We start from the raw sequence: 19462 nt of genomic DNA, 5'->3' as shown, positions 1-19462 counted from the left end.
TGTGCCCATGTCCTCCCCTTCCAGTGCCGCTTCCGCCGCAGCGGCCGCCGCCGCCACCCTCAAGAGCCTGCCCACCGACATGGAGCTGGTGCTCAAGGTCATCCCGATGCCGGCCGACTGCAACGCCAACGGCGACATCTTCGGCGGCTGGGTCATGGCGCAGTGCGACCTGGCCGGCTCGGTGATCCCGGCGCGCTACGCCAAGGGCCGCCAGGCCACGGTGGCGGTCAACGAGTTCATCTTCAAGCAGCCGGTGCGGCTGGGCGACATCCTCTCGTTCTATTCGAAGCTGGTGCGCGTGGGCCGCACCTCGATCACCGTGACGGTCGAGGTGTTCGCCGAGCGCTTCCGCGCCCAGGGCGAGTACATCAAGGTGACGCAGGCCACCTTCACCTACGTGGCCATCGACGACAACGGCCGTCCGCGCCCCATCGAACAGCCGGCTGCCTGAGCCGCCTTCAGGCGGCGCCCATGCCGGCGTCGCGCACGCGCTCGAAGCACTCGAACTCGCGGTTGATCCAGCGCGCGTCGCGCCGCTCCACGCGGCGGATGTAGACCGACTGCACCACGTCGCGCGTGTGGGCGTCGATCTCGACCGGCCCGCGCGGGCTGTCCAGCCGCAGGCCGCGAAACGCATCCACCAGCCGCTCGGCGCCCGCCTTGCCGCCGCGCGCACCGGGTGCGCTCAGCGCCGCATCGATGGCCGCGAGCCCGTCGTGCGCCGCCACGGCGAAGTAACCCGGGCGCAGGTGGCTGCCGTACTCGGTCTCGAAGGCGCCCGCGAAACGCCGGTTGGCCGGCGACTCGTGGGCGAAGGAGTAGTGGTGGCTGGTGACCAGCCCCTCGGCCAGTTCGCCGATGCCGTCCAGGTAGTGGTCGTCGGTGGCGTCGCCCGTCGCGAGCAGGCGGATGCCGGTGTCGGCCATGCCGCGGTCGCGCCAGAACTTCAGGAAGATGGCCGGCATCTGGCCCGACGGCAGAAAGAAGAACACGGCCTGCGGCTTCAGCTCGCGCAGGCGCAGCATGTAGGCCGAGTAGTCGAGCGTGTTCAGCGGCACGCGCAGCATCGCGCCCACGCGCCCGCCGCCCGCGGTGATGCCGGAGACGAAGGCGCTCTCGGCGTCCACGCCCGAAGCGTAGTCGGCCACCACGGTGCACACGTCGCGCAGCCCCTGCTGCAGCGCCCAGCGCGCCAGCGGCGCCGTGACCTGTGCGATGGTGAACGACACCCGCACCATGAACGGCGAGCGCCCGGGGATGCCCGAGGAGGCGGCGTTCATGATGACGGTCGGCACGCGCGCCTGCGTGGCGACGGTGCCGACGGCGTAGGCGTTGGAGCTGAAGTCCAGCCCCGTGAGCAGGTCGACGCGCTCGCTCTCGATGAGGTCCTGCGCCTGGCGCCGCGCCTGTTCGGGCGCGCTGCCGGGCACGTCGCGGCGCAGCAGCTCGACCGGCCGGCCCGCGATCTGCTGCTTGTGGTCGGCCAGCCAGACCGCCATGCCGGCGTCGAACTGGCGCCCGCCGCCCGCATAAGGCCCCGACCACGAGCCGATGACCCCGATGCGCAACGGCCGCACGCGCGCCAGCACCAGCGAGGGCGCCGCGAGCGAGCCCGCGAGTAAGCCCAAAGCATGCCGGCGCGTCGGCCCGAGTGCTACTTTTTCAGTAGCACGCATCGCCCGAGTGGCGGGCGCTGTGGGCGGGTTGACGTCTGGAGCAGGCACGAGGAACAGTGTACGCAGGCACCGTCCGCAGGCAAGTCCACGGAAGGCTTAGACCTTCGAGAAATCGGGCTTGCGCTTCTGGCGAAAGCTGCTTCGCGCCGCTTGCGCGGCTACGCCTCTGTTCGAGGCGTCGGATTTCAGCACTTGCTGAAATCCGGCTTGCGCTTTTCCATGAACGCACCGAACGCTTCCTTGGCAGCCGGCTCGCGCAGCATGCGACCGAAGCTCGCACCTTCTTCGCCCATGCGCTCGAGCACGGCGGGCATCTGCGCCTTCTTCAGCAGGCGCTTGGTCTCGATCAACGCGCTCAGCGGCTTGGCCGCGAGCTTGCGCGCCTGCGTCTGGGCGATGCCATTGGCTTCGGTCGGCGGCACCACGCGGTTGACCAGGCCCACTTCGAGCGCGGCCTCGGCCATGAAGGGCTCGCCCAGCAGCAGGGCTTCGGCGGCGCGGTGGTAGCCCAGCATCTGCGGCACCAGCAGGCTCGACGCGGCCTCGGGGCACAGGCCCAGGTTGACGAAGGGCATCGAGAACGCCGCGTTGTCGCCCGCGTAGACGAGGTCGCAGTGGAACAGCATCGTGGTGCCGATGCCCACGGCCGGGCCGCACACGGCGGCGACGATGGGCTTGGGGAAGGTGGCGATGCCGCGCAGGAAGCGGAACACCGGCGATTCCTGCGTGGAGGCCGGGCCGTTGAGGAAGTCGCCGATGTCGTTGCCGGCGCTGAAGATCGTCGGGTCGCCCTGGATCAGCACGCAGCGCACGGCGGCTTCGCTCTCGGCCGTGGCGAGCGCGTCGGCCAGCGCGGCGTACATGCTGCTGGTGATCGAGTTCTTCTTGTCGACGCGGTTGAAGGTGATGGTCATCACGCCGGCTTCGGTGTGGACGAGGATGTCGCTCATGGAAAGATCCTTGGGTAGGTAAAACGGGGGGCGACGCGCTCAAGCGTCAATGGCTTCGCGGACGAAATCGAGGCGGTCCTGGCCCCAGAACATCTGGTCGCCGACGAACATGGTGGGGGCGCCGAACACGCCGCGCTCCACCGCCTCCTGCGTGACCGCCTTGAGGCGGTCTTTCACTTCCTGCGCGCCGGCCAGCGCGAGCAGGCCCGCGGCGTCGAAGCCCGCATTTTGCAAGACGGCGCCGACGGTCGCGGGGTCGTTGAGGTTCTTCGGCTCGACCCACATCGCATGGAACACCGCGTCGATGTAGGCACCGAAGCGTTCGGGCATCTTCATCTGCACACCGGTGGCGCCGCGCATCAGCAGCAGCGTGTTGATCGGAAAGTGCGGGTTGTGCACGAAGGGCACGCCGTAGCGCCTGGCGAAGCGCTGCAGGTCGGTCGTGAGGTACGGGCCCTTGGCCTTGATCTCGGCGGGCGAATGGTTGCCCGTGGCCTGGAACACGCCGCCCAGCAGCATGGGCTTCCAGACCAGCTCGGCGCCGGTGTCGGCGCACACGTGCGGCAACTGCGTGGCGGCCAGGTAGGCGGCGGGGCTGCCGACGTCGAAATAGAACGCGACGGATTTCGTCATGGGTGTCGTCTCCTTGGGGCTGTGCGCCGCGATGCGATGCGTAGCGCGGCGCCGGTCAGAACTTCTCGGACCAGGGGCGCAGGTCCAGCTCGTGCGTCCACGCATCGCGCGGCTGCGCGTGCAGCATCCAGTAGCTGTCGGCGATGTGGTCCGGGTTCAGGATGCCGTCGCTGTCCTTCAGCGCATAGCGCTCGGGGAAATTGCTGCGGATGAACTCGGTGTCGATGGCGCCGTCGACCACGACGTGCGCGACGTGGATGCCCTGCGGCCCCAGCTCGCGCGCCATCGACTGCGCCAACGCGCGCAGGGCCATCTTGGCGCCCGAGAAGGCACCGAAGTTGGCGGCGCCGCGCAGCGAGGCCGTCGCGCCCGTGAAGATGATCGTGCCGCGATGGCCGCCGGCCGGCATCTCGCGCGCCACCATGCGTTTCGCCACTTCGCGGCCGTTGAGGAAGCCCGAGAAGCAGGCCATCTCCCACACCTTGAAGTACTTGCGCGCGGTTTCGGTGAGGATGCTCTCGGGCACGTTCGCGCCGATGTTGAACACCATCACCTCGATCGGCCCGACGGTCGATTCGATCTGCTCGATGAGCGCCACCACCTCTTCTTCCTTGCGTGCATCGCAGGAAAAAGCGTGGGCCCGGCCGCCGTCGGCCTCGATCTGCGCCACCAGCGGCTGCAGCTTGTCGAGGCTGCGCCGCGTGACGCAGGTGGCGTAGCCTTCGCGCGCGAAGCGGCGGGCGATGGCGCCGCCGGTGGCATCGCCCGCGCCGACGATCAATGCAGCCTTGGTGAGCGCCATGACGTTCATTCCTTGTAGTAGACGATCTGGTTCGACGTGGCGAGCAACGCGCCCTTCTCGCTCCACAGCTGCGCCTTCTGGTCGAAGAAGCCGTTGAAGAACTGCTGCCCTGCCGCGCAGCCCAGCAGGTAGCCCGTGCCGACCTCGGCCAGCTCGGCGGCGCCGACATGGAAGTAGGTGGTGATCGACACCGTGCCCGCGGGCACGTGCGTGGCGCGGCGCAGCCACACGCGCGGATAGAACACGTCGCTCAACGCGGCGAGCGAGGCGAAGTCGAGCGGGCGCGCCTGCGCGTCGCGCACCCACAGGCGGGTTTCGCTGTGCTGCAGGCTGCCGTCCCACTTGGCGGGAATGCCGCCGCTGAAGGGGCGCATCTCGTACTGCTCGAGCCAGGCCACGCCCGACGGACCGATGCGGATGCGATCGACGGCCTCGGGCTTGGGCGCCTCGGGCATGGTGAGGTCGGCCTGGCTCCACGTGTCGCGGCGCGCGGCCGTGACCACGGTGGCGGTGGTCGTCATGTTCGCGGTGCCATCGGCGCCGGGCTGCGTGATCGTCACCGTCCAGTGCTGCGTCGAGCGGTTGGTGCGCACGGCGGTGGCCTGGATGTCGAACGCGCCTTCGCCGAGCGCGGCCGCGTAGTTGACGGTCAGCGCGATGGGCGTGCCGAGCAGGTCGGGGTGCTGGAGCACCGCCTGCAGCGCGAGCGCCGCGGTGGTGCCGCCGAACGGGCCGACCATGTTCCAGTAGTCGGGACTCGTGGTGCCGGTGAAGTGCCCCACGCGGATGTCGCTGTGGTGCAGGGCCAGGGCTTTGTCGAGGGGGTGTGGGGTCGTGCTGCTCATGGTGATCCCAGTGTGCCTGCGGAGGATGACGTCACGCAGTCGTGTGCGGGACGTTGGCGTGCTGCACTGCCGCAGGCGCGGTCAGCGCGGCGAGCCGGTGCAGCTTGTCGAGCGTGCTCGGCCACAGGCTCTGGCTGAACTGCTCACGGAAGAAACCGAAGTGGCCGATGCGCCGCGCCTGCACGTCGGCCGGCGCGATGCGTTCGACCGCGCTCGGCGCGCCCGCGTAGAAGCTCACGAGGCTGCGCGTGCCGGCATGCGTCATGAGCTCGTCGTCGGTCATCGAGAGCGCGAGCACCGGGAAGCGCACGCGCGCATAGCTTTGCAGCGCGGGCTCGCCCTCGGCACCCACGCTGTAGCGCGGGTTCAGGCACCAGCGGCGCCATTGCAGGATCACGCCGCGCGGCAGGTCGCCGACCTTCTTCAGCTTGCGGCCCGGGAAGTAGCCCCACAGGCGCGTGGCCAGCGGCACCAGCACGAACCAGAAATACAGGATGCCGCGCCGCAGCTTCGGCGCGTTCTCGCGCCAGTAGCCGCTGCCGGCCGCGATGCTCACGAGGCCGTCGACCTGCCCGGGCCGCTGCAGGAAGCCTGGCAACTGCGCACCGAGGCTGTGGCCCAGCAGGTACAGCGGTTCGTCGGGCAGCGCGGCCTTGGCGGCGTCGATCACCGCCTCGTAGTCGCGCGCCCAGTCGAACAGGTCGGCCTGGAAACCACGCAGCGGCGCATCGCCGAGCGAGTCGCCGCTGCCGCGGTAGTCGAAGGTCCAGACCCGCAGGCCCCGCCCTGCGAGCCAGTGCGCGAAAGGCTCGTAGAACGACTGGCGCACGCCCATCGCACCGCCGATGACGATGCTGGCGCGCGGTGCGCCGGCGGGGTCGTAGCGGCGAACCGCCACGTGGGCGCCGGCGTCGACCGGCAGAACCTGCTGTTGCATGCCCTTCTCCTCAAAACAAACACGGTCCCTTCGCGAGACACCGCGGAACCGGCTTTGCCGGGCCGCTGGTGTCGCCCCCTGCAAGGGGGTTGGCGAAGCGACACGAAGTGCGCGAAGACTGGGGGTTAGCTCAAACCCTTTCAAAAATTCCTGCTGCGCCTTGGCCCATGCCCACGCACATCGTGACCATGCCGTACTTCAGCTTCTCGCGGCGCAGCGCGTGCACCACGGTGGCCGCGCGGATCGCGCCGGTCGCGCCCAGCGGGTGGCCCAGTGCAATGGCGCCGCCCATCGGGTTGACCTTCGACGGATCGAGCCCCAGCGTGTTCATCACCGCGAGCGATTGCGCGGCGAAGGCTTCGTTGAGTTCGAACCAGTCGATGTCCTCGTGCTTCAGGCCTGCATAGCGCAGCGCGGCCGGAATCGCCTCGATCGGGCCGATGCCCATGATGTGCGGCGGCACGCCCTTGCTGGCGAAGCTCACGAAGCGCGCGAGCGGCGTGAGGCCGTACTGCTTGATGGCCTTTTCGCTGGCCAGGATCAGCGCGCCTGCGCCGTCGGAGGTCTGCGAGCTGTTGCCGGCCGTCACCGTGCCGCGCGCGGCGAACACGGTACGCAGCTTGGCCAGACCCTCGATGCTGGTGTCGGGGCGCGCGCCTTCGTCCAGGCTCACGGTGCGGGTCTTGGCGATCGACTCGCCGGTTTCCAGGTTCGGCGTGCGGTCGGTCACTTCGATCGGCGTGATCTCGTCGGCGAACTTGCCGGCGGCCTGCGCGGCCAGTGCCTTCTGGTGCGAGGCGAGCGCGAACGCGTCCTGCGCCTCGCGGCTCACCTTCCACTGCTGCGCGACCTTCTCGGCCGTGAGGCCCATGCCGTAGGCAATGCCCACGTCGCCTTCGCGCTCGAAGATCGAGGGCGACAGCGAGGGCGAGTTGCCCATCATCGGCACCATGCTCATGCTCTCGACGCCGGCCGCGATCATCACGTCGGCCTCGCCGACACGGATGCGGTCCGCCGCCATCTGCACGGCCGACAGGCCCGAGGCGCAGAAGCGGTTCACGGTGATGCCGCCGATGCTGGTGGGCAGGCCCGCCAGTACCGCGCCGATGCGCGCGACGTTCAGGCCCTGCTGCGATTCGGGAATCGCGCAGCCGCAGATGATGTCCTCGATGGCCTTCGGATCGAGACCGGGCACGGCGGCGAGCGCTGCCTTCAGCGTGGTCGCCAGCAGGTCGTCGGGACGGTAGTTGCGGAAGTAGCCGCGGTGCGACTTGCCGATGGGCGTGCGGGTGGCGGAGACGATGTAGGCGTCTTGTACTTGCTTGCTCATGAAATCTGTCCTTAGTTGCGCACGGGCTTGCCGGTGCTGAGCATCCCCATGATTCGCTCTTGCGTCTTGGGGTGCACGATGAGCGAGCAGAACGCCTTGCGTTCCAGCGTCATCAGGTATTCCTCGGTCACGAGCGAGCCCGCGTCCACGTCGCCGCCGGTGACCACGTTCGCGATCAGGCTGGCAATGTGGAAATCGTGCGCGCTGATGAAGCCGCCGTCGCGCATGTTCACCAGCTGGCCCTTGATCGTCGCGGCGCCGCTGCGGCCCGCCACGCGGAAGGTGCGGCGCAGCGGCGGGCGGTAGCCGGCGTCGGCCATCGCCTTGGCCTGCTGCAGTGCCACGTAGAGCAGCTCGTCCTTGTTCGGCACGATCACGTCGCTGTCGAGCAGGTAGCCCAGCTTCTTCGAGTCGAGCGCGCCGGTGCCCACCTTCGCCATCGCCGCGGCGGTGAAGCCTTCGGTGAGGAACGGCAGCAGGTCGGTGCCCGTCGAAGCCGAGGCGTTCTCTGCCGCACGGCGAGCGATGTAGGTCAGGCCGCCCGCGCCGGGGATCAGGCCCACGCCGACTTCGACCAGACCGATGTAGCTTTCCATCGCGACGACGCGCTTGGCCGAGTGGATGGCCAGCTCGCAGCCGCCGCCCAGCGCCATGCCGCGCACGGCCGAAATCACCGGCACGTTGGCATAGCGGATCTTGAGCATGACGTTCTGCAGCTCTTCCTCCGCGCCTTCGACCGCGCCGATGCCCGCGACCACGAAGGCCGGCAGCATCGCCTGCAGGTCGGCGCCGACCGAGAACACCTCGTCGGGCGACCAGATCACCAGGCCCTTGTATTCGGCCTCGGCCAGGTCGACCGCGGCGCCCAGCGCCTCGGCCACGTCGGGGCTGATGGCGTGCATCTTCGACTGGATGCTCGCGATGAGCACCTCACCGTCGAGCGTCCACACGCGCACATCACCTTCGTCGCTGATCGTGGTGCCGGCGGTGTTGGCATCGGCCGCGTTCGCGCCGAGCACGCTCTCGGGGAACAGCTGGCGGTCGTGCACGGGCAGCTTGCGCTGCGGCACGAACTTGTTTTGCGACGCGCTCCACGAGCCTTCAGGCGTGTGCACGCCGCCGGCTTGCGCGACCGGGCCTTCGAACACCCACTTCGGCAGCGGTGCGCTGCTGAGTGCCTTGCCGGCGTCGATGTCTTCCTGCACCCACTTGGCGACCTGCGCCCAGCCGGCTTCCTGCCAGAGCTCGAACGGGCCCTGCTTCATGCCGAAGCCCCAGCGCATCGCGAAGTCGATGTCGCGCGCGCTCTCGGCGATGTCGGCCAGGTGCACGGCGGCGTAGTGGAAACCATCGCGCAGGATGGCCCAGAGGAACTGGCCTTGCGGTCCTTCGCTTTCGCGCAGCAGCTTCAGGCGTTCGCCCGCGGGCTTCTTGAGCATGCGGCCGTACACCTCGTCGGCCTTCGCGCCGGCGGGCACGTACTCGCCGCTCTTCAGGTCGAAGCGCAGGATGTCGCGGCCGGCCTTCTTGAAGAAACCGGCCTTGGTCTTCTGGCCCAGGTTGCCCAGCTCCAGCAGCTTGGCGAGCACGGGCGGCGTCGCGAAGTTGGCGTAGAACGGATCGGTTTCGGCGTTCAGGTTGTCCTGCAGCGTCTTCACGACGTGGGCCATGGTGTCCAGGCCCACCACGTCGGCGGTGCGGAAAGTGCCCGAGCTCGCGCGGCCCAGCTTCTTGCCGGTGAGGTCGTCCACCACGTCGGGCGTGAGGCCGAACTTCTCGACTTCCTTCAGCGTGGCCAGCATGCCGGCGATGCCGACGCGGTTGGCGATGAAGTTGGGCGTGTCGTGCGCACGCACCACGCCCTTGCCGAGCGTGCTGGTGACGAAGGCCTCGAGGTCGTCGAGCACCTGCGGCTGCGTGGTGGGCGTGTTGATCAGCTCCACCAGGAACATGTAGCGCGGCGGGTTGAAGAAGTGAATGCCGCAAAAGCGCGGCTTCAGGGCTTCAGGCAGCGCTTCGCTGAGCTTGGTGATCGACAGGCCCGAGGTGTTCGAGGCCAGGATCGAATGCTTGGCGACGTGGGGCGCGATCTTCTTGTACAGATCGAGCTTCCAGTCCATGCGCTCTGCAATGGCCTCGATGATGAGGTCGCACTCGCCGAGCTTGGCCAGGTCGTCGTCGTAGTTGGCCTGCTCGATCAGGCCCGCGTCGGCCACGTCGCCCAGGGGCGCGGGCTTGAGCTTCTTGAGGTTGTCGATGGCGCGCGTGACGATGCCGTTCTTCGGGCCTTCCTTGGCGGCCAGGTCGAACAGCACGACGGGCACGCGCACGTTGACGAGGTGAGCGGCAATCTGCGCGCCCATCACGCCGGCGCCGAGCACGGCGACCTTCTTCACTTGAAATCGGGACATGTTGCTTGGTATTTCTTGGATAGGTTGTGCGCGGAGTTACTGCACACGGTTCCAGGTTTGGGTGCGCCAGAAGGGGCCGAGGTAGCCGCGCACTTCCAGCTTCTTGCCGCCGTCGATCGGCGTGAAGCTCGCGCGGTATTCCTTGCCGTTCTCGGGGTCGAGGATCTTTCCGCCTTCCCAGACGTCCTTGCCCTCGGCCTTCTTGCCGCCACGGATGATCTCCAGGCCCGCGATGGGCTTGCCCTTGCGGTCGTCGGCGCATTCGTCGCAGGTGGCGTCGGGCTTGGTGTCTTTCTTCAACGACTTCTCGATGCGACCGAGCAGCGCGCCGTTGGTCTCGGCGATGCGGATCTCGGCCTTGGCCTCGCCGGTCTTGTCGTCGACGTTGCGCCACAGGCCCACCGGCGTGCTCTGGGCCATGGCCGAGACGGCGGTGACGGTGAACAAGACGGCTGCAAGCGTTGCTTTCATGAGCGGGCTCCCGGTGGGTCGATGAAGAAAGGCTGTGTGTCGCTTAAGCGAGCGCGGCGTCGGTGTCCATCAACACCTTGCTGCCGGCGCGCGCGGTGCGCATCAGCATCACGGTCTCGGGGAACAGCTTGGCGAAGTAGAAGCGTGCGGTCTGCAGCTTGGCGACGTAGAACGGATCGTTGTTGCCGGCGGCGATTTCGCGCAGGGCCACTTGCGCCATGCGGGCGAACAGGTAGCCGAACACGAAGTGGCCGGCCACGCGCAGGTAGTCGACGGCGGCGGCGCCCACTTCGTCGGGGTTCTGGAAGCCCTTGAAGCCGATCTCGGTCGTGAACTTGGTGAGCTGGTCGCCCAGCATCGCGATCGGGTTGATGAACTCGGCCATCTTCTCGTTCACGCCTTCTTCTTCCACCAGCTTGGCGACGAGCTTGCCGAACTTCTTCAGCGACGCGCCGTTGTTGCCCAGGATCTTGCGGCCCAGCAGGTCCAGCGACTGGATGGTGTTGGTGCCTTCATAGATCATGTTGATGCGGTTGTCGCGCACGAACTGCTCCATGCCCCATTCCTTGATGAAGCCGTGGCCGCCGAAGACCTGCATGCACGAATTGGTCGCGATGTGGCCGTTGTCGGTGATGAAGGCCTTCACGATGGGCGTGAGCAGCGCGACCAGCTCGCCGCTGTCCTTGCGCACCTTCTCATCAGGATGGTTGTGTTCCTTGTCGAGCAGCAGCGTGCAGAAGATCTGCAGCGCGCGGCCGCCTTCGGCGTACGCCTTGGCCGTGAGCAGCATCTTGCGCACGTCGGGGTGCACGATGATCGGGTCGGCTTCCTTGTCCTTGGCCTTCACGCCCGACAGCGAACGCATCTGGAGGCGGTCCTTGGCGTAGGCCAGCGCATTTTGATAAGCCACTTCGGTCAGGCCCAGCGACTGGTTGCCCACGCCCAGGCGTGCGGCGTTCATCATCACGAACATCGCGGCCAGGCCCTTGTTGGGCTCGCCGACCAGCGTGCCGGTGGCGCCTTCGATCACGATCTGCGCGGTGGCGTTGCCGTGAATGCCCATCTTGTGCTCCAGGCCGGCGCAGAAGATCGGGTTGCGCTCGCCCAGCGAGCCGTCGGCCTTGACGTGGAACTTCGGCACCACGAACAGGCTGATGCCCTTGCTGCCCTTGGGCGCGTCCGGCAGGCGGGCCAGCACCAAGTGAATGATGTTGCTCGTCATGTCGTGCTCGCCGGCCGAGATGAAGATCTTGCTGCCGGTGATGCGGTAGGTGCCGTCGGCCTGCGGCTCGGCCTTGGTGCGCAGCAGGCCCAGGTCGGTGCCGCAATGGGGTTCGGTCAGGCACATGGTGCCGGTCCACTCGCCGCTCGTGAGCTTGGGCAGGTAGGTCTTCTTCTGGTCGTCGGTGCCGTGCGCGGCCAGTGCCTCGTAGGCGCCGTGCGACAGGCCCGGGTACATGGTCCAGGCCTGGTTGGCGCTGTTGAGCATTTCGAACAGGCACTGGTTCACCACGAACGGCAGGCCCTGGCCGCCGAAGGCCGGGTCGCACGACAGCGCGGGCCAGCCGCCTTCGACGTACTTGGCGTAGGCGTCCTTGAAGCCGGTGGGCGTCTTCACTTCGTGCGTGGCCTTGTCGAGCACGCAACCTTCTTCGTCGCCGCTGATGTTCAGCGGGAAGGTGACTTCGGCGGCGAACTTGCCGGCCTCTTCGATCACGGCGTTGATGGTGTCGGCATCGGTCTCGGCGTGGGCCGGCAGTGCCTTGAGTTCCTCGGCGACGTTGAGCACTTCGTGCAGCACGAACTGCATGTCACGCACGGGGGGGTTGTAGGTAGGCATCCGGGACTCTCCTGGTCGAAGCTAAATAAGAAAGAAAAAACGAAAACGGAAAACGAAACGGGCGGCCGTGGCGCTCAGCGCACGGTCTTGAGCCGGCGCGTGCCGCGCGCGGCGGGCGCGGACTCGGCGGCATTGGAAGCAGGCGGCGCGTCCGGCGTGGCGGCGCGCGCGAGGATGTTGTCGAAGCCGACGTTGGCGCGGCCGATGGAGCCGGGCACCTGCAGGAAGCGGGCTTCGTAGTGCAGCGCGAGGATCAGGCCGTGGATCTCGAAGCCGACCTGGCGCTCGTCGGCGTCGGCGCGCAGGTGGCCTTCGGTCTTGGACTGCACGATGGCGCGCAGCACGGCGGCCTGCCAGATGCTGACCGACTCGACCAGCGCGTCGCGCACCGGGCCCGGGCGGTCGTCGAACTCGGAGGCGCCGCTGATGTAGATGCAGCCCGAGTCGATCTCGGTCGAGGTGCGCTTCATCCAGTTGGCGAACATGGCGCGCAGGCGCGGCAGGCCGCGCGGCGCCTGCAGGGCGGGGAAGAACACCTCTTGCTCGAAGCGCGCGTGGTATTCGCGCACCACGGAAATCTGCAGCTCTTCACGCGAGCCGAAGTGGGCGAAGACGCCCGACTTGCTCATCTTTGTGATTTCGGCCACGGCGCCGATCGACAGGCCCTCGAGCCCGATCTGCGCGGCCAGCGCCAGCGCGGCGTCGACGATGATGGCCTTGGTCTGCTGGCCTTTGGGGGCGGCGCGGGCCGGCTTGGCGGGAACGGCGGTGGCAGACATCGTGAAAGCTCCGAATAAAACGAACGGTCGTTCTATTTTGCAGGGGCTTTGCACTTTTGACCGCAAATGACCTTGGGCCGCGGTAGGTTAATCAAGGTTAGCCAAAGCAAGGGGCGGCCGCCAGGGGGCCGCACCCTTGCCCGGCGGGATCAGAACTCCTGCGACACGGGCCGCAGCACGACCTCGTTGATGTCCACGTTCGCCGGCTGCTCCACCGCGTAGACGATGGCGCGCGCCACCGAGTCGGCCGGAATCTGGTTGGCGTCGTAGAAGGCCTTCACCCCGGCGGCGCTCTCGGCGTCGCTGCTGCCGAACTTCAGCTCCGAGTCCACGGCGCCGGGCGACACGATGGTCACGCGCACGCCGCTGTTGCCCACCTCCACGCGCAGGCCTTCGGAGATGGCCCGCACCGCGTGCTTGGTGGCGCTGTAGACCGTGCCGATGGGCGTGAACACCTTCAGCCCGGCGATCGACGCGACGTTCACGATGTGGCCGCTGCCCTGCGCCTGCATGCGCGGCAGCACGGCGGCGATGCCGTAGAGCACGCCCTTGATGTTGACGTCGATGGTGCGGTCCCACTCGTCGACCTTGAGCTTGTCGAGCGGCGACAGCGGCATCACGCCCGCGTTGTTGACCAGCACGTCGATGCGGCCGAAGGCCTCGACCGTCGCGGCCGCGAGCTTTTCCAGGTCGGCGCGCTTCGCCACGTCGGTGGCCACGGCGATGGCGTCACCGCCGGCCTCGCGGATCTCGGCGACGACCTGGTCGAGCCGGTCGGTGCGGCGGGCCGCGAGCACCACCTTGGCGCCACGCGCGGCCAGGTGGCGCGCCGTCGATTCGCCCAGGCCGCTACTCGCGCCGGTGACGATGGCAACCTTGCCCTGGATGTTGTCTTGAATGGAGGTCATGGGAATTTCCTTGGGGTGTGTTGAAGAAGTGCATGCAGTGTGGAAAATCCACGCGTTCCAGTAAATGAAACTCTGGCGACTTCAGAATTCCCAAAAAAGGAACACCCCATGTCCAACCGCCTCGAAGCCCTGCGCGTGTTCTTCACCGCTGCCGACGCCGCCAACTTCCGCGAGGCGGCCGTGCGCCTGTCGGTGTCGCCGCAGGTGGTGACGCGCGCCGTGCGCGAACTCGAGGAAGAACTGGGCGAGCCGCTCTTTCACCGCAGCACGCGCGGCGTGCAGCTCACCGATTTCGGGCGCCAGCTCGCCGAGCGCGCCCGCGTGGCCGTGGGCGGCGTGGACGAACTCTTTCATCGCATCGACCGGCGCGCGCTGTCGCAGCACACGGGCACGGTGCGGGTCACGGCGCCGCATGTGTACGCCCGGCTGATCCCGCAGGCGCTGGCGCCGCTGCTGGCGCAGCACCCCGGGCTGGTGCTCGACCTGCGGCTGTCGGAGCAGCATGCCGACGTGGTCGACCAGCAGATCGACCTCGGCGTGCGCGTCGGCCCGATGCGCGACGCGCGCTTCGTGGCGCGGGGTGTGGGAAAGATGTCGCTGTGCGTGGTGGGCTCACCCGCACTCGTCGAGCGGGTCGGTGCGCCGCGCAGCGTCGATGCGCTGTCGGGGCTGCCGGTGACGGCGCTGATCGACCACAGCTCGGGCCGGCCCTGGCCGTGGGCGTTCAGCAAGAAGCGGGTGTTCACCGTGTCGTCGCCCGCGTTCGTGACGGACAACATCGACGCCGAATGCGCCGCGGTGCTGGCGGGCATCGGCTTCGGCCAGCTCATCGGGCCGCTGGCGCAGCCGTGGCTGCAGTCGGGGGCGCTGGTGGAGGTGCTGGCGGCCGAGGCGCCGGAGCCCTGGCCGATCCACGTCTACCGCCCGCAGCGCGCGCCGGTGCCGGCGCGCGTGCGGCTGGTGTACGACGAGCTGGTGCGCGTGCTCAGAGCTTGAAGGGCACCACTTCCTGGCGCTGCTCGCCCAGGCCTTCGATGCCCAGCGTCATCACGTCGCCCTTCTTCAGGAACAGCGGCGGCTTCATGCCCATGCCGACGCCGGGCGGCGTGCCGGTGGTGATCACGTCGCCGGGCATCAGCGTCATGAACTGGCTCACGTAGCTCACGAGCTTGGCCACGCTGAAGATCATGGTCTTGGTGCTGCCGGTCTGCACGCGCTGACCGTTCAGGTCGAGCCACATCGCGAGCTTCTGCGGGTTCTCGATCTCGTCGCGCGTGACGAGCCAGGGGCCGATGGGGCCGAAGGTGTCGCAGCCCTTGCCCTTGTCCCAGGTGCCGCCGCGCTCGATCTGGTATTCGCGCTCGCTCACGTCGTTGATGGTGCAGTAGCCGGCCACGTAGTCGAGTGCGCTCTTCTGCGACACATAACGCGCCTTCGTGCCGATGACCACGCCCAGCTCGACCTCCCAGTCGGACTTGACCGAGCCCTTGGGCAGCATCACCGGGTCGTTCGGGCCCTGGATGCAGCTGGTGGCCTTCATGAAGACGATGGGTTCCTTGGGCACCGGCAGGCCCGACTCGGCCGCGTGGTCGGCGTAGTTCAGGCCGATGGCGATGAACTTGCCGACGTTGGCCACGGGGCTGCCGAAGCGCGGCTTGCCCTTGACCAGCGGCAGCTTGTCGAGCTTGGTCTTGCGCAGCTTGGCAATGGCGGCATCGCCGAGCTGGTCGGGACCGATGTCCTTGACGACGGCGCTCAGGTCGCGCAGCTTGCCTTCGTTGTCGATGAGACCGGGCTTCTCTTTGCCGGGGTTGCCGTAGCGGACGAGTTTCATGCGTTCCTTTCAGTGCATTGAAATAGGGAATGGGGTCAGTAGGTGGAGCGGCCACCGGAGAGGTCGAAGACCGCGCCGGTGGAAAACGAACAATCGTCGGTGCACAGCCAGCCGACCATCGCCGCCACCTCTTCCACGGTGCCGAAGCGGCCCATGGGAATCTTCGAGAGCATGAAGGCGATGTGGTCGGGGGTCATCTGGTCGAAGATGGCGGTCTTCACCGCCGCGGGCGTCACGCAGTTCACGCGGATGCCGGTGTCGGCCAGCTCCTTTCCGAGCGACTTGGTGAGCCCGATGACGGCGGCCTTGCTCGCACTGTACGCGCTGGCATTGGGGTTGCCGTCCTTGCCCGCCACCGAGGCGATGTTGACGATGCGGCCCTCGCCCTTGGCGCCCTGCCTGCGCATCTGCGCCACCACCTCGCGGCAGCACAGGAACACGCCGTTGACGTTGACCTCCATCACCTGGCGCCAGTCGTCGACCGGGTAGTCCCACAGCTTGACGTTGGGCCCGGTGATGCCGGCGCTGTTGACCAGCGCATCGATGCGCGACGCGTGCGCGAGCGTGGCGGCCACGGCTTTCGCGACCGAAGGCTGCTGCGTCACGTCGACCTTCAACGCGAAGGCCTTGGCGCCCAGCGCTTCGGCCGCGCGCCCGGCGGCGGCCTCGTCGCGGTCCCACAGCGTGACGCTGCCGCCCGAGGCGACGAGCCGCTGCGCGATGCCGAAGCCCAGCCCCGTGGCACCACCGGTGACCACGGCGTGGCGGCCTTCGAAATCGAGCCGGTTCATATCGTGATGCCGCCGTCGACCGTGAAGTACTGGCCGGTGGCGAAGATGGATTCGTCGCTGGCCAGGAACACGACCACCGGCGCGATCTCCTCGGCCTGCGCGAGCCGGCCCATGGGCTGGCGCGCCACGAAGGCCTTGCGCGCGGCCTCGGGGTCGGCGTTGGCGTTGATGCGATCGCCCAGCGAGGGCGTGTCGACCGTGCCCGGGCACACGGCATTGCAGCGGATGCCGCGGGCCACGTAGTCGGCCGCCACGCTCTTGGTGAGGCCGAGCACCGCCGCCTTGGTGGTGCCGTAGACAAAACGGTTGGGCAGGCCCTTCATGCTGGAGCACACGCTGGCCATGTTGATGATGCTGCCGCGCCCGGCCGCGAGCATGCCAGGCAGCACGGCCTGGATGGTCCACATCTGCGCGCGCACGTTGAGGCGGAAGGCAAAGTCGAGGTCGTCGTCGCCGGCCTGCTCGATGGTGCCGTTGTGCACCACGCCCGCGCAGTTGAACAGCACGTCCAGCGTGGGCAGCTGCGCCACGACCGCGCCGATGGCGGCCTTGTCGAGCACGTCGAGCTTCAGGGCCGTGACGTTCGCCACGCCGGCATAGGCCGACAGCAGCTGCTCGTTGACGTCGGTGGCCCACACATGGGCGCCCTCGGCCGCGAGCGCCAGCACGCTGGCGCGGCCGATGCCCTGGCCGGCGGCGGTGACGAGCACGGTCTTTCCCTTCAATCTCATGGTCGGTGTCTCCTGGGGTGTTCTGCGGATGCGGGGTGGGTTCGGGTTAGGCCCGATGGGTGACATCTGTGAATCGCCGTATTCTGAATTGGCCTTACCACTTGTCCAATTCAGGACAACCCTTAAGCCGATCCACCGCCTCGCCCGCACCCACTGCCTGCTCCCGTGCCGCTCCAGACCGTCGAACCCCAACGCCTCTATCGCCAGATTGCCGACCAGCTCCGGGGGCTGATCGCCAAGGGCGAATTCGACGTGGGCGCGCGCCTGCCCGCCGAGCGCGACCTGGCCAAGCAGCTCGGCGTGAGCCGGCCCTCGGTGCGCGAGGCGCTCATCGCGCTGGAGGTCGAGGGCTGGGTCGAGGTGCGCACCGGCTCGGGCGTGTACGTGCTCGACCGCTCGCACCGCGCGAGCGCACCGGTGGCGCCCACCGAGTGGGGGCCGTTGGAGCTGATCCGCGCGCGCCGCGTGATCGAGGGCGAGACCGCCGCCATCGCCGCCCTCTCGGGCAAGCGCAAGGACGTGGACGCGATGACGCGCGCCATCGCCACCATGCGCGAGATGGCCGACCGCAACGTCATGCCGCTGGACGGCGACCGCGCCTTTCACCTGGCCATCGTCGGCGCCAGCGGCAACGTGGTGCTGGTCGAGACGGTGCAGGGCTTCTGGGATTCGCGCCGCGGCCCGATCTTCACGCGGCTGGGCGGCTACTTCGAGACCGTGACCTCGTGGCGCGCCGCCATCACCGAGCACGAGGCGATCCGCGACGCCATTGCCGCGCGCGACGCCGAGGCCGCGCGCAGTGCGATGCACACGCACATGGACAACTCGCACCACCGTTTCAGCGCGAGCTGGCGCCGCGCCAAGCCCGCCTGATTCCTCGCCAGCCTTCCTGCCAGTTCACTACAACGGAGACACACCCCATGATCAGCAGCAGCAAGAACAGCAAACGCACCACCCTCAAGGCCCTGGCCGCCTGCGCCCTCGCGGCCGGCGCGCTGGGCGCGACAGGCATCGCCTCGGCGCAGACCAAGCTCAAGTGGGCGCACGTCTACGAGACCTCGGAGCCCTTCCACAAGTACTCGGTGTGGGCGGCCGAGGAGATCAAGAAGCGCAGCAACGGCAAGTACGACATCCAGGTGTTCCCGGCCTCCAGCCTGGGCAAGGAAGCGGACATCAACCAGGGCCTGACGCTGGGCACGGTCGACATCGTGCTGACCGGCGCGAGCTTCGCGGGCAACAGCTACAAGCCGCTGGCCATCACCTACTTTCCGTTCATCTTCCGCGACGCGGAGCACCAGCTGAAGTACGCCAGGAGCGACGTGTTCAAGGAGCTCGCCAAGGGCTACGACGACAAGACCGGCAACCACATCACGGCGCTCAACTATTACGGCGCGCGCCACGTCACCTCGAGCGCGGCCAAGCCGGTGAGCAAGCCCGAGGACATGAAGGGCCTGAAGATCCGCGTGCCCGACGCGCCGGCCTACCTGGCCTTCCCCAAGTCGCTGGGCGCCAACGCCACGCCGATCGCCTTCGCTGAGGTGTACCTCGCGCTGCAAAGCGGCACCGTGGATGCGCAGGAGAACCCGCTGCCCACCATCGAGGCCAAGAAGTTCTACGAGGTGCAGAAGAACATCTCGCTGACCGGCCACATCGTCGACTCGCTGCTCACCGTGGTCTCGGGCCAGCTGTGGGCCAAGCTCAGCGCCGACGAGAAGAAGATGTTCAACGACGTGATGCAGGAAGCCGCCGAGAAGACCGGCCGCGAGATCATCGCCTCCGAGACCCGGCTGGTGGAGGAGTTCAAGAAGAAGGGCAACAACGTGATCACGGTCGACAAGGGCGCGTTCCGCGAGGCCGTGCTCAAGAACACCAAGCCCACCGACCACGGCTACCGCCAGCAGGACTACGACCGCATCATCGCGATCAAGTAAGGCCACACGATGAGCGACGACAAGCTGCTGGGCGACGACGGCGAGTTCCACGCCAAGGACGAGGCCGTCGACCTGTCCGGCACCACCGTGGAAGCCTGGGCCGCCCTGGGCATCTTCTGGGTGCTGGGCCTCACGGTGCTCTACCAGTTCGTGACGCGCTACGTGCTGAACGACTCGGCCTCCTGGACCGAGGAGATCGCGCGCTACCTGCTGGTGGGCACGGTGTTCGTGGGCGCGTCGATCGGCGTGGCGCGCAACAACCACATCCAGGTCGACTTCTTCTACCGCCACATGCCGCCGGCCATGGGCCGCGCGCTGGGCCTGCTCGTCGACGTGCTGCGCACGGCGTTCTTCGCGGCGGCGGTGGTCATGACGGTGCAGATGATGCTCAAGATCGGCAACAACGCGAGCATGACCATCGTCGACCTGCCGATGAACATCGTCTACGGCGTGTGCCTGCTGGGCTTCGTCGCCATGTGCGTGCGCTCGGTGCAGGTGAGCGTGGTGCACTGGCGCCGCGGCTACTGCGTGCTGGAGCGGCCCGAATCCACGATCGACGACCGCTGAGGTCGCAACCCCACTCCATCACGACA

At 67.9% G+C, this 19462-nt stretch carries 20 protein-coding genes; 5 read left to right on the top strand and 15 right to left on the bottom strand.

The window, feature by feature from the left end; translation table 11 throughout:
* Positions 1-7: 7 nt before the first annotated feature.
* Positions 8-451 carry an acyl-CoA thioesterase gene (locus tag AC57B8_RS14170; protein ID WP_070060209.1) on the top strand — a complete coding sequence of 148 codons (444 nt, stop codon included), beginning with the start codon at positions 8-10 and terminating at the stop codon, positions 449-451.
* 7 nt (positions 452-458) lie between these two features.
* Here AC57B8_RS14170 and AC57B8_RS14165 read toward each other — a convergent pair whose 3' ends face one another.
* The 12 genes from AC57B8_RS14165 to AC57B8_RS14110 form a co-directional block, all read right to left on the bottom strand.
* Positions 459-1577, bottom strand: coding sequence for an ABC transporter substrate-binding protein (locus AC57B8_RS14165; protein WP_095747423.1), 1119 nt, complete (start codon positions 1575-1577; stop codon positions 459-461).
* A 284-nt stretch (positions 1578-1861) separates the two neighbouring features.
* Positions 1862-2626: an enoyl-CoA hydratase gene (locus tag AC57B8_RS14160; RefSeq protein ID WP_496479942.1), complete on the bottom strand. Its 765-nt coding sequence runs from the start codon at positions 2624-2626 to the stop codon at positions 1862-1864.
* A 39-nt stretch (positions 2627-2665) separates the two neighbouring features.
* A complete protein-coding gene (locus AC57B8_RS14155) occupies positions 2666-3259 on the bottom strand; it encodes a 2-hydroxychromene-2-carboxylate isomerase (RefSeq protein ID WP_487848589.1) in 594 nt (197 codons plus the stop codon).
* A gap of 55 nt (positions 3260-3314) precedes the next feature.
* Entirely contained in the window at positions 3315-4061 is a 747-nt protein-coding gene (locus tag AC57B8_RS14150; protein ID WP_496479941.1) for an SDR family oxidoreductase, read from the bottom strand.
* Between the two features lie 5 nt (positions 4062-4066).
* On the bottom strand, positions 4067-4906 hold the full coding sequence (locus AC57B8_RS14145; protein ID WP_062471080.1) for an acyl-CoA thioesterase: 840 nt from the start codon (positions 4904-4906) through the stop codon (positions 4067-4069).
* Between the two features lie 31 nt (positions 4907-4937).
* A complete protein-coding gene (locus AC57B8_RS14140; protein ID WP_496479940.1) occupies positions 4938-5843 on the bottom strand; it encodes an alpha/beta hydrolase family protein in 906 nt (301 codons plus the stop codon).
* 130 nt (positions 5844-5973) lie between these two features.
* Positions 5974-7173: an acetyl-CoA C-acyltransferase gene (locus AC57B8_RS14135; protein WP_062471086.1), complete on the bottom strand. Its 1200-nt coding sequence runs from the start codon at positions 7171-7173 to the stop codon at positions 5974-5976.
* Positions 7174-7184: 11 nt separating this feature from the next.
* The gene (locus tag AC57B8_RS14130) at positions 7185-9584 is read right to left on the bottom strand and encodes a 3-hydroxyacyl-CoA dehydrogenase/enoyl-CoA hydratase family protein (protein ID WP_496479939.1); all 2400 of its coding nucleotides are present in this window, start codon (positions 9582-9584) and stop codon (positions 7185-7187) included.
* Positions 9585-9620: 36 nt separating this feature from the next.
* Entirely contained in the window at positions 9621-10055 is a 435-nt protein-coding gene (locus AC57B8_RS14125) for a DUF2147 domain-containing protein (protein WP_070060217.1), read from the bottom strand.
* A gap of 43 nt (positions 10056-10098) precedes the next feature.
* Entirely contained in the window at positions 10099-11895 is a 1797-nt protein-coding gene (locus AC57B8_RS14120; RefSeq protein WP_062471095.1) for an acyl-CoA dehydrogenase C-terminal domain-containing protein, read from the bottom strand.
* Between the two features lie 74 nt (positions 11896-11969).
* Positions 11970-12674 carry a TetR/AcrR family transcriptional regulator gene (locus tag AC57B8_RS14115; RefSeq protein WP_070060219.1) on the bottom strand — a complete coding sequence of 235 codons (705 nt, stop codon included), beginning with the start codon at positions 12672-12674 and terminating at the stop codon, positions 11970-11972.
* Positions 12675-12823: 149 nt separating this feature from the next.
* Complete coding sequence (locus AC57B8_RS14110) at positions 12824-13582, bottom strand: SDR family oxidoreductase (RefSeq protein WP_070060220.1); 759 nt, start codon at positions 13580-13582, stop codon at positions 12824-12826.
* A gap of 108 nt (positions 13583-13690) precedes the next feature.
* Between AC57B8_RS14110 and AC57B8_RS14105 the strand changes: the two genes are divergently transcribed.
* A complete protein-coding gene (locus tag AC57B8_RS14105) occupies positions 13691-14578 on the top strand; it encodes a LysR substrate-binding domain-containing protein (protein ID WP_495261846.1) in 888 nt (295 codons plus the stop codon).
* Here the strand turns inward: AC57B8_RS14105 and AC57B8_RS14100 are convergent.
* From AC57B8_RS14100 to AC57B8_RS14090, 3 genes are read right to left on the bottom strand one after another with little or no spacing between them, the layout of a single operon-like run.
* Positions 14568-15416 (bottom strand): fumarylacetoacetate hydrolase family protein, encoded by an 849-nt coding sequence (locus AC57B8_RS14100; RefSeq protein WP_496479938.1) that lies wholly within the window; start codon positions 15414-15416, stop codon positions 14568-14570. The two genes, AC57B8_RS14105 and AC57B8_RS14100, sit on opposite strands and share 11 nt — an antisense overlap.
* A 35-nt stretch (positions 15417-15451) precedes the next feature.
* Entirely contained in the window at positions 15452-16207 is a 756-nt protein-coding gene (locus AC57B8_RS14095; RefSeq protein ID WP_496479937.1) for an SDR family NAD(P)-dependent oxidoreductase, read from the bottom strand.
* A complete protein-coding gene (locus AC57B8_RS14090) occupies positions 16204-16938 on the bottom strand; it encodes an SDR family oxidoreductase (RefSeq protein WP_062471114.1) in 735 nt (244 codons plus the stop codon). Before AC57B8_RS14090 ends, AC57B8_RS14095 begins: the two co-directional genes overlap by 4 nt.
* A 165-nt stretch (positions 16939-17103) precedes the next feature.
* On the opposite strand from AC57B8_RS14090, the gene AC57B8_RS14085 reads away from it, so the two are divergent.
* The 3 genes from AC57B8_RS14085 to AC57B8_RS14075 are packed head-to-tail and all read left to right on the top strand — an operon-like array spanning position 17104 to position 19436.
* A complete protein-coding gene (locus AC57B8_RS14085; RefSeq protein ID WP_159273772.1) occupies positions 17104-17811 on the top strand; it encodes a FadR/GntR family transcriptional regulator in 708 nt (235 codons plus the stop codon).
* A 47-nt stretch (positions 17812-17858) separates the two neighbouring features.
* Positions 17859-18869, top strand: a complete 1011-nt coding sequence (locus AC57B8_RS14080) for a sialic acid TRAP transporter substrate-binding protein SiaP (protein WP_496479936.1) — start codon at positions 17859-17861, stop codon at positions 18867-18869.
* A gap of 9 nt (positions 18870-18878) precedes the next feature.
* Positions 18879-19436, top strand: coding sequence for a TRAP transporter small permease (locus tag AC57B8_RS14075; protein WP_070060225.1), 558 nt, complete (start codon positions 18879-18881; stop codon positions 19434-19436).
* The last annotated feature ends 26 nt before the right edge of the window (positions 19437-19462 follow it).

It is taken from the genome of Variovorax sp. BGA-UO-ETr-C22, from assembly GCF_059567965.1.
The sequence above is the reverse complement of the archived record's forward strand: the minus strand, read 5'-3'. Positions and strand labels throughout refer to the sequence as shown.

Coding starts and splice junctions, on each gene's coding strand:
- AC57B8_RS14170 (WP_070060209.1), top strand. CDS start 8: ATGTCCTCCCCTTCCAGTGCCGCTTCCGCCGCAGCGGCCGCCGCCGCC.
- AC57B8_RS14160 (WP_496479942.1), bottom strand. CDS start 2,626: ATGAGCGACATCCTCGTCCACACCGAAGCCGGCGTGATGACCATCACC.
- AC57B8_RS14155 (WP_487848589.1), bottom strand. CDS start 3,259: ATGACGAAATCCGTCGCGTTCTATTTCGACGTCGGCAGCCCCGCCGCC.
- AC57B8_RS14150 (WP_496479941.1), bottom strand. CDS start 4,061: ATGGCGCTCACCAAGGCTGCATTGATCGTCGGCGCGGGCGATGCCACC.
- AC57B8_RS14145 (WP_062471080.1), bottom strand. CDS start 4,906: ATGAGCAGCACGACCCCACACCCCCTCGACAAAGCCCTGGCCCTGCAC.
- AC57B8_RS14140 (WP_496479940.1), bottom strand. CDS start 5,843: ATGCAACAGCAGGTTCTGCCGGTCGACGCCGGCGCCCACGTGGCGGTT.
- AC57B8_RS14135 (WP_062471086.1), bottom strand. CDS start 7,173: ATGAGCAAGCAAGTACAAGACGCCTACATCGTCTCCGCCACCCGCACG.
- AC57B8_RS14130 (WP_496479939.1), bottom strand. CDS start 9,584: ATGTCCCGATTTCAAGTGAAGAAGGTCGCCGTGCTCGGCGCCGGCGTG.
- AC57B8_RS14125 (WP_070060217.1), bottom strand. CDS start 10,055: ATGAAAGCAACGCTTGCAGCCGTCTTGTTCACCGTCACCGCCGTCTCG.
- AC57B8_RS14120 (WP_062471095.1), bottom strand. CDS start 11,895: ATGCCTACCTACAACCCCCCCGTGCGTGACATGCAGTTCGTGCTGCAC.
- AC57B8_RS14115 (WP_070060219.1), bottom strand. CDS start 12,674: ATGTCTGCCACCGCCGTTCCCGCCAAGCCGGCCCGCGCCGCCCCCAAA.
- AC57B8_RS14110 (WP_070060220.1), bottom strand. CDS start 13,582: ATGACCTCCATTCAAGACAACATCCAGGGCAAGGTTGCCATCGTCACC.
- AC57B8_RS14105 (WP_495261846.1), top strand. CDS start 13,691: ATGTCCAACCGCCTCGAAGCCCTGCGCGTGTTCTTCACCGCTGCCGAC.
- AC57B8_RS14100 (WP_496479938.1), bottom strand. CDS start 15,416: ATGAAACTCGTCCGCTACGGCAACCCCGGCAAAGAGAAGCCCGGTCTC.
- AC57B8_RS14095 (WP_496479937.1), bottom strand. CDS start 16,207: ATGAACCGGCTCGATTTCGAAGGCCGCCACGCCGTGGTCACCGGTGGT.
- AC57B8_RS14090 (WP_062471114.1), bottom strand. CDS start 16,938: ATGAGATTGAAGGGAAAGACCGTGCTCGTCACCGCCGCCGGCCAGGGC.
- AC57B8_RS14080 (WP_496479936.1), top strand. CDS start 17,859: ATGATCAGCAGCAGCAAGAACAGCAAACGCACCACCCTCAAGGCCCTG.
- AC57B8_RS14075 (WP_070060225.1), top strand. CDS start 18,879: ATGAGCGACGACAAGCTGCTGGGCGACGACGGCGAGTTCCACGCCAAG.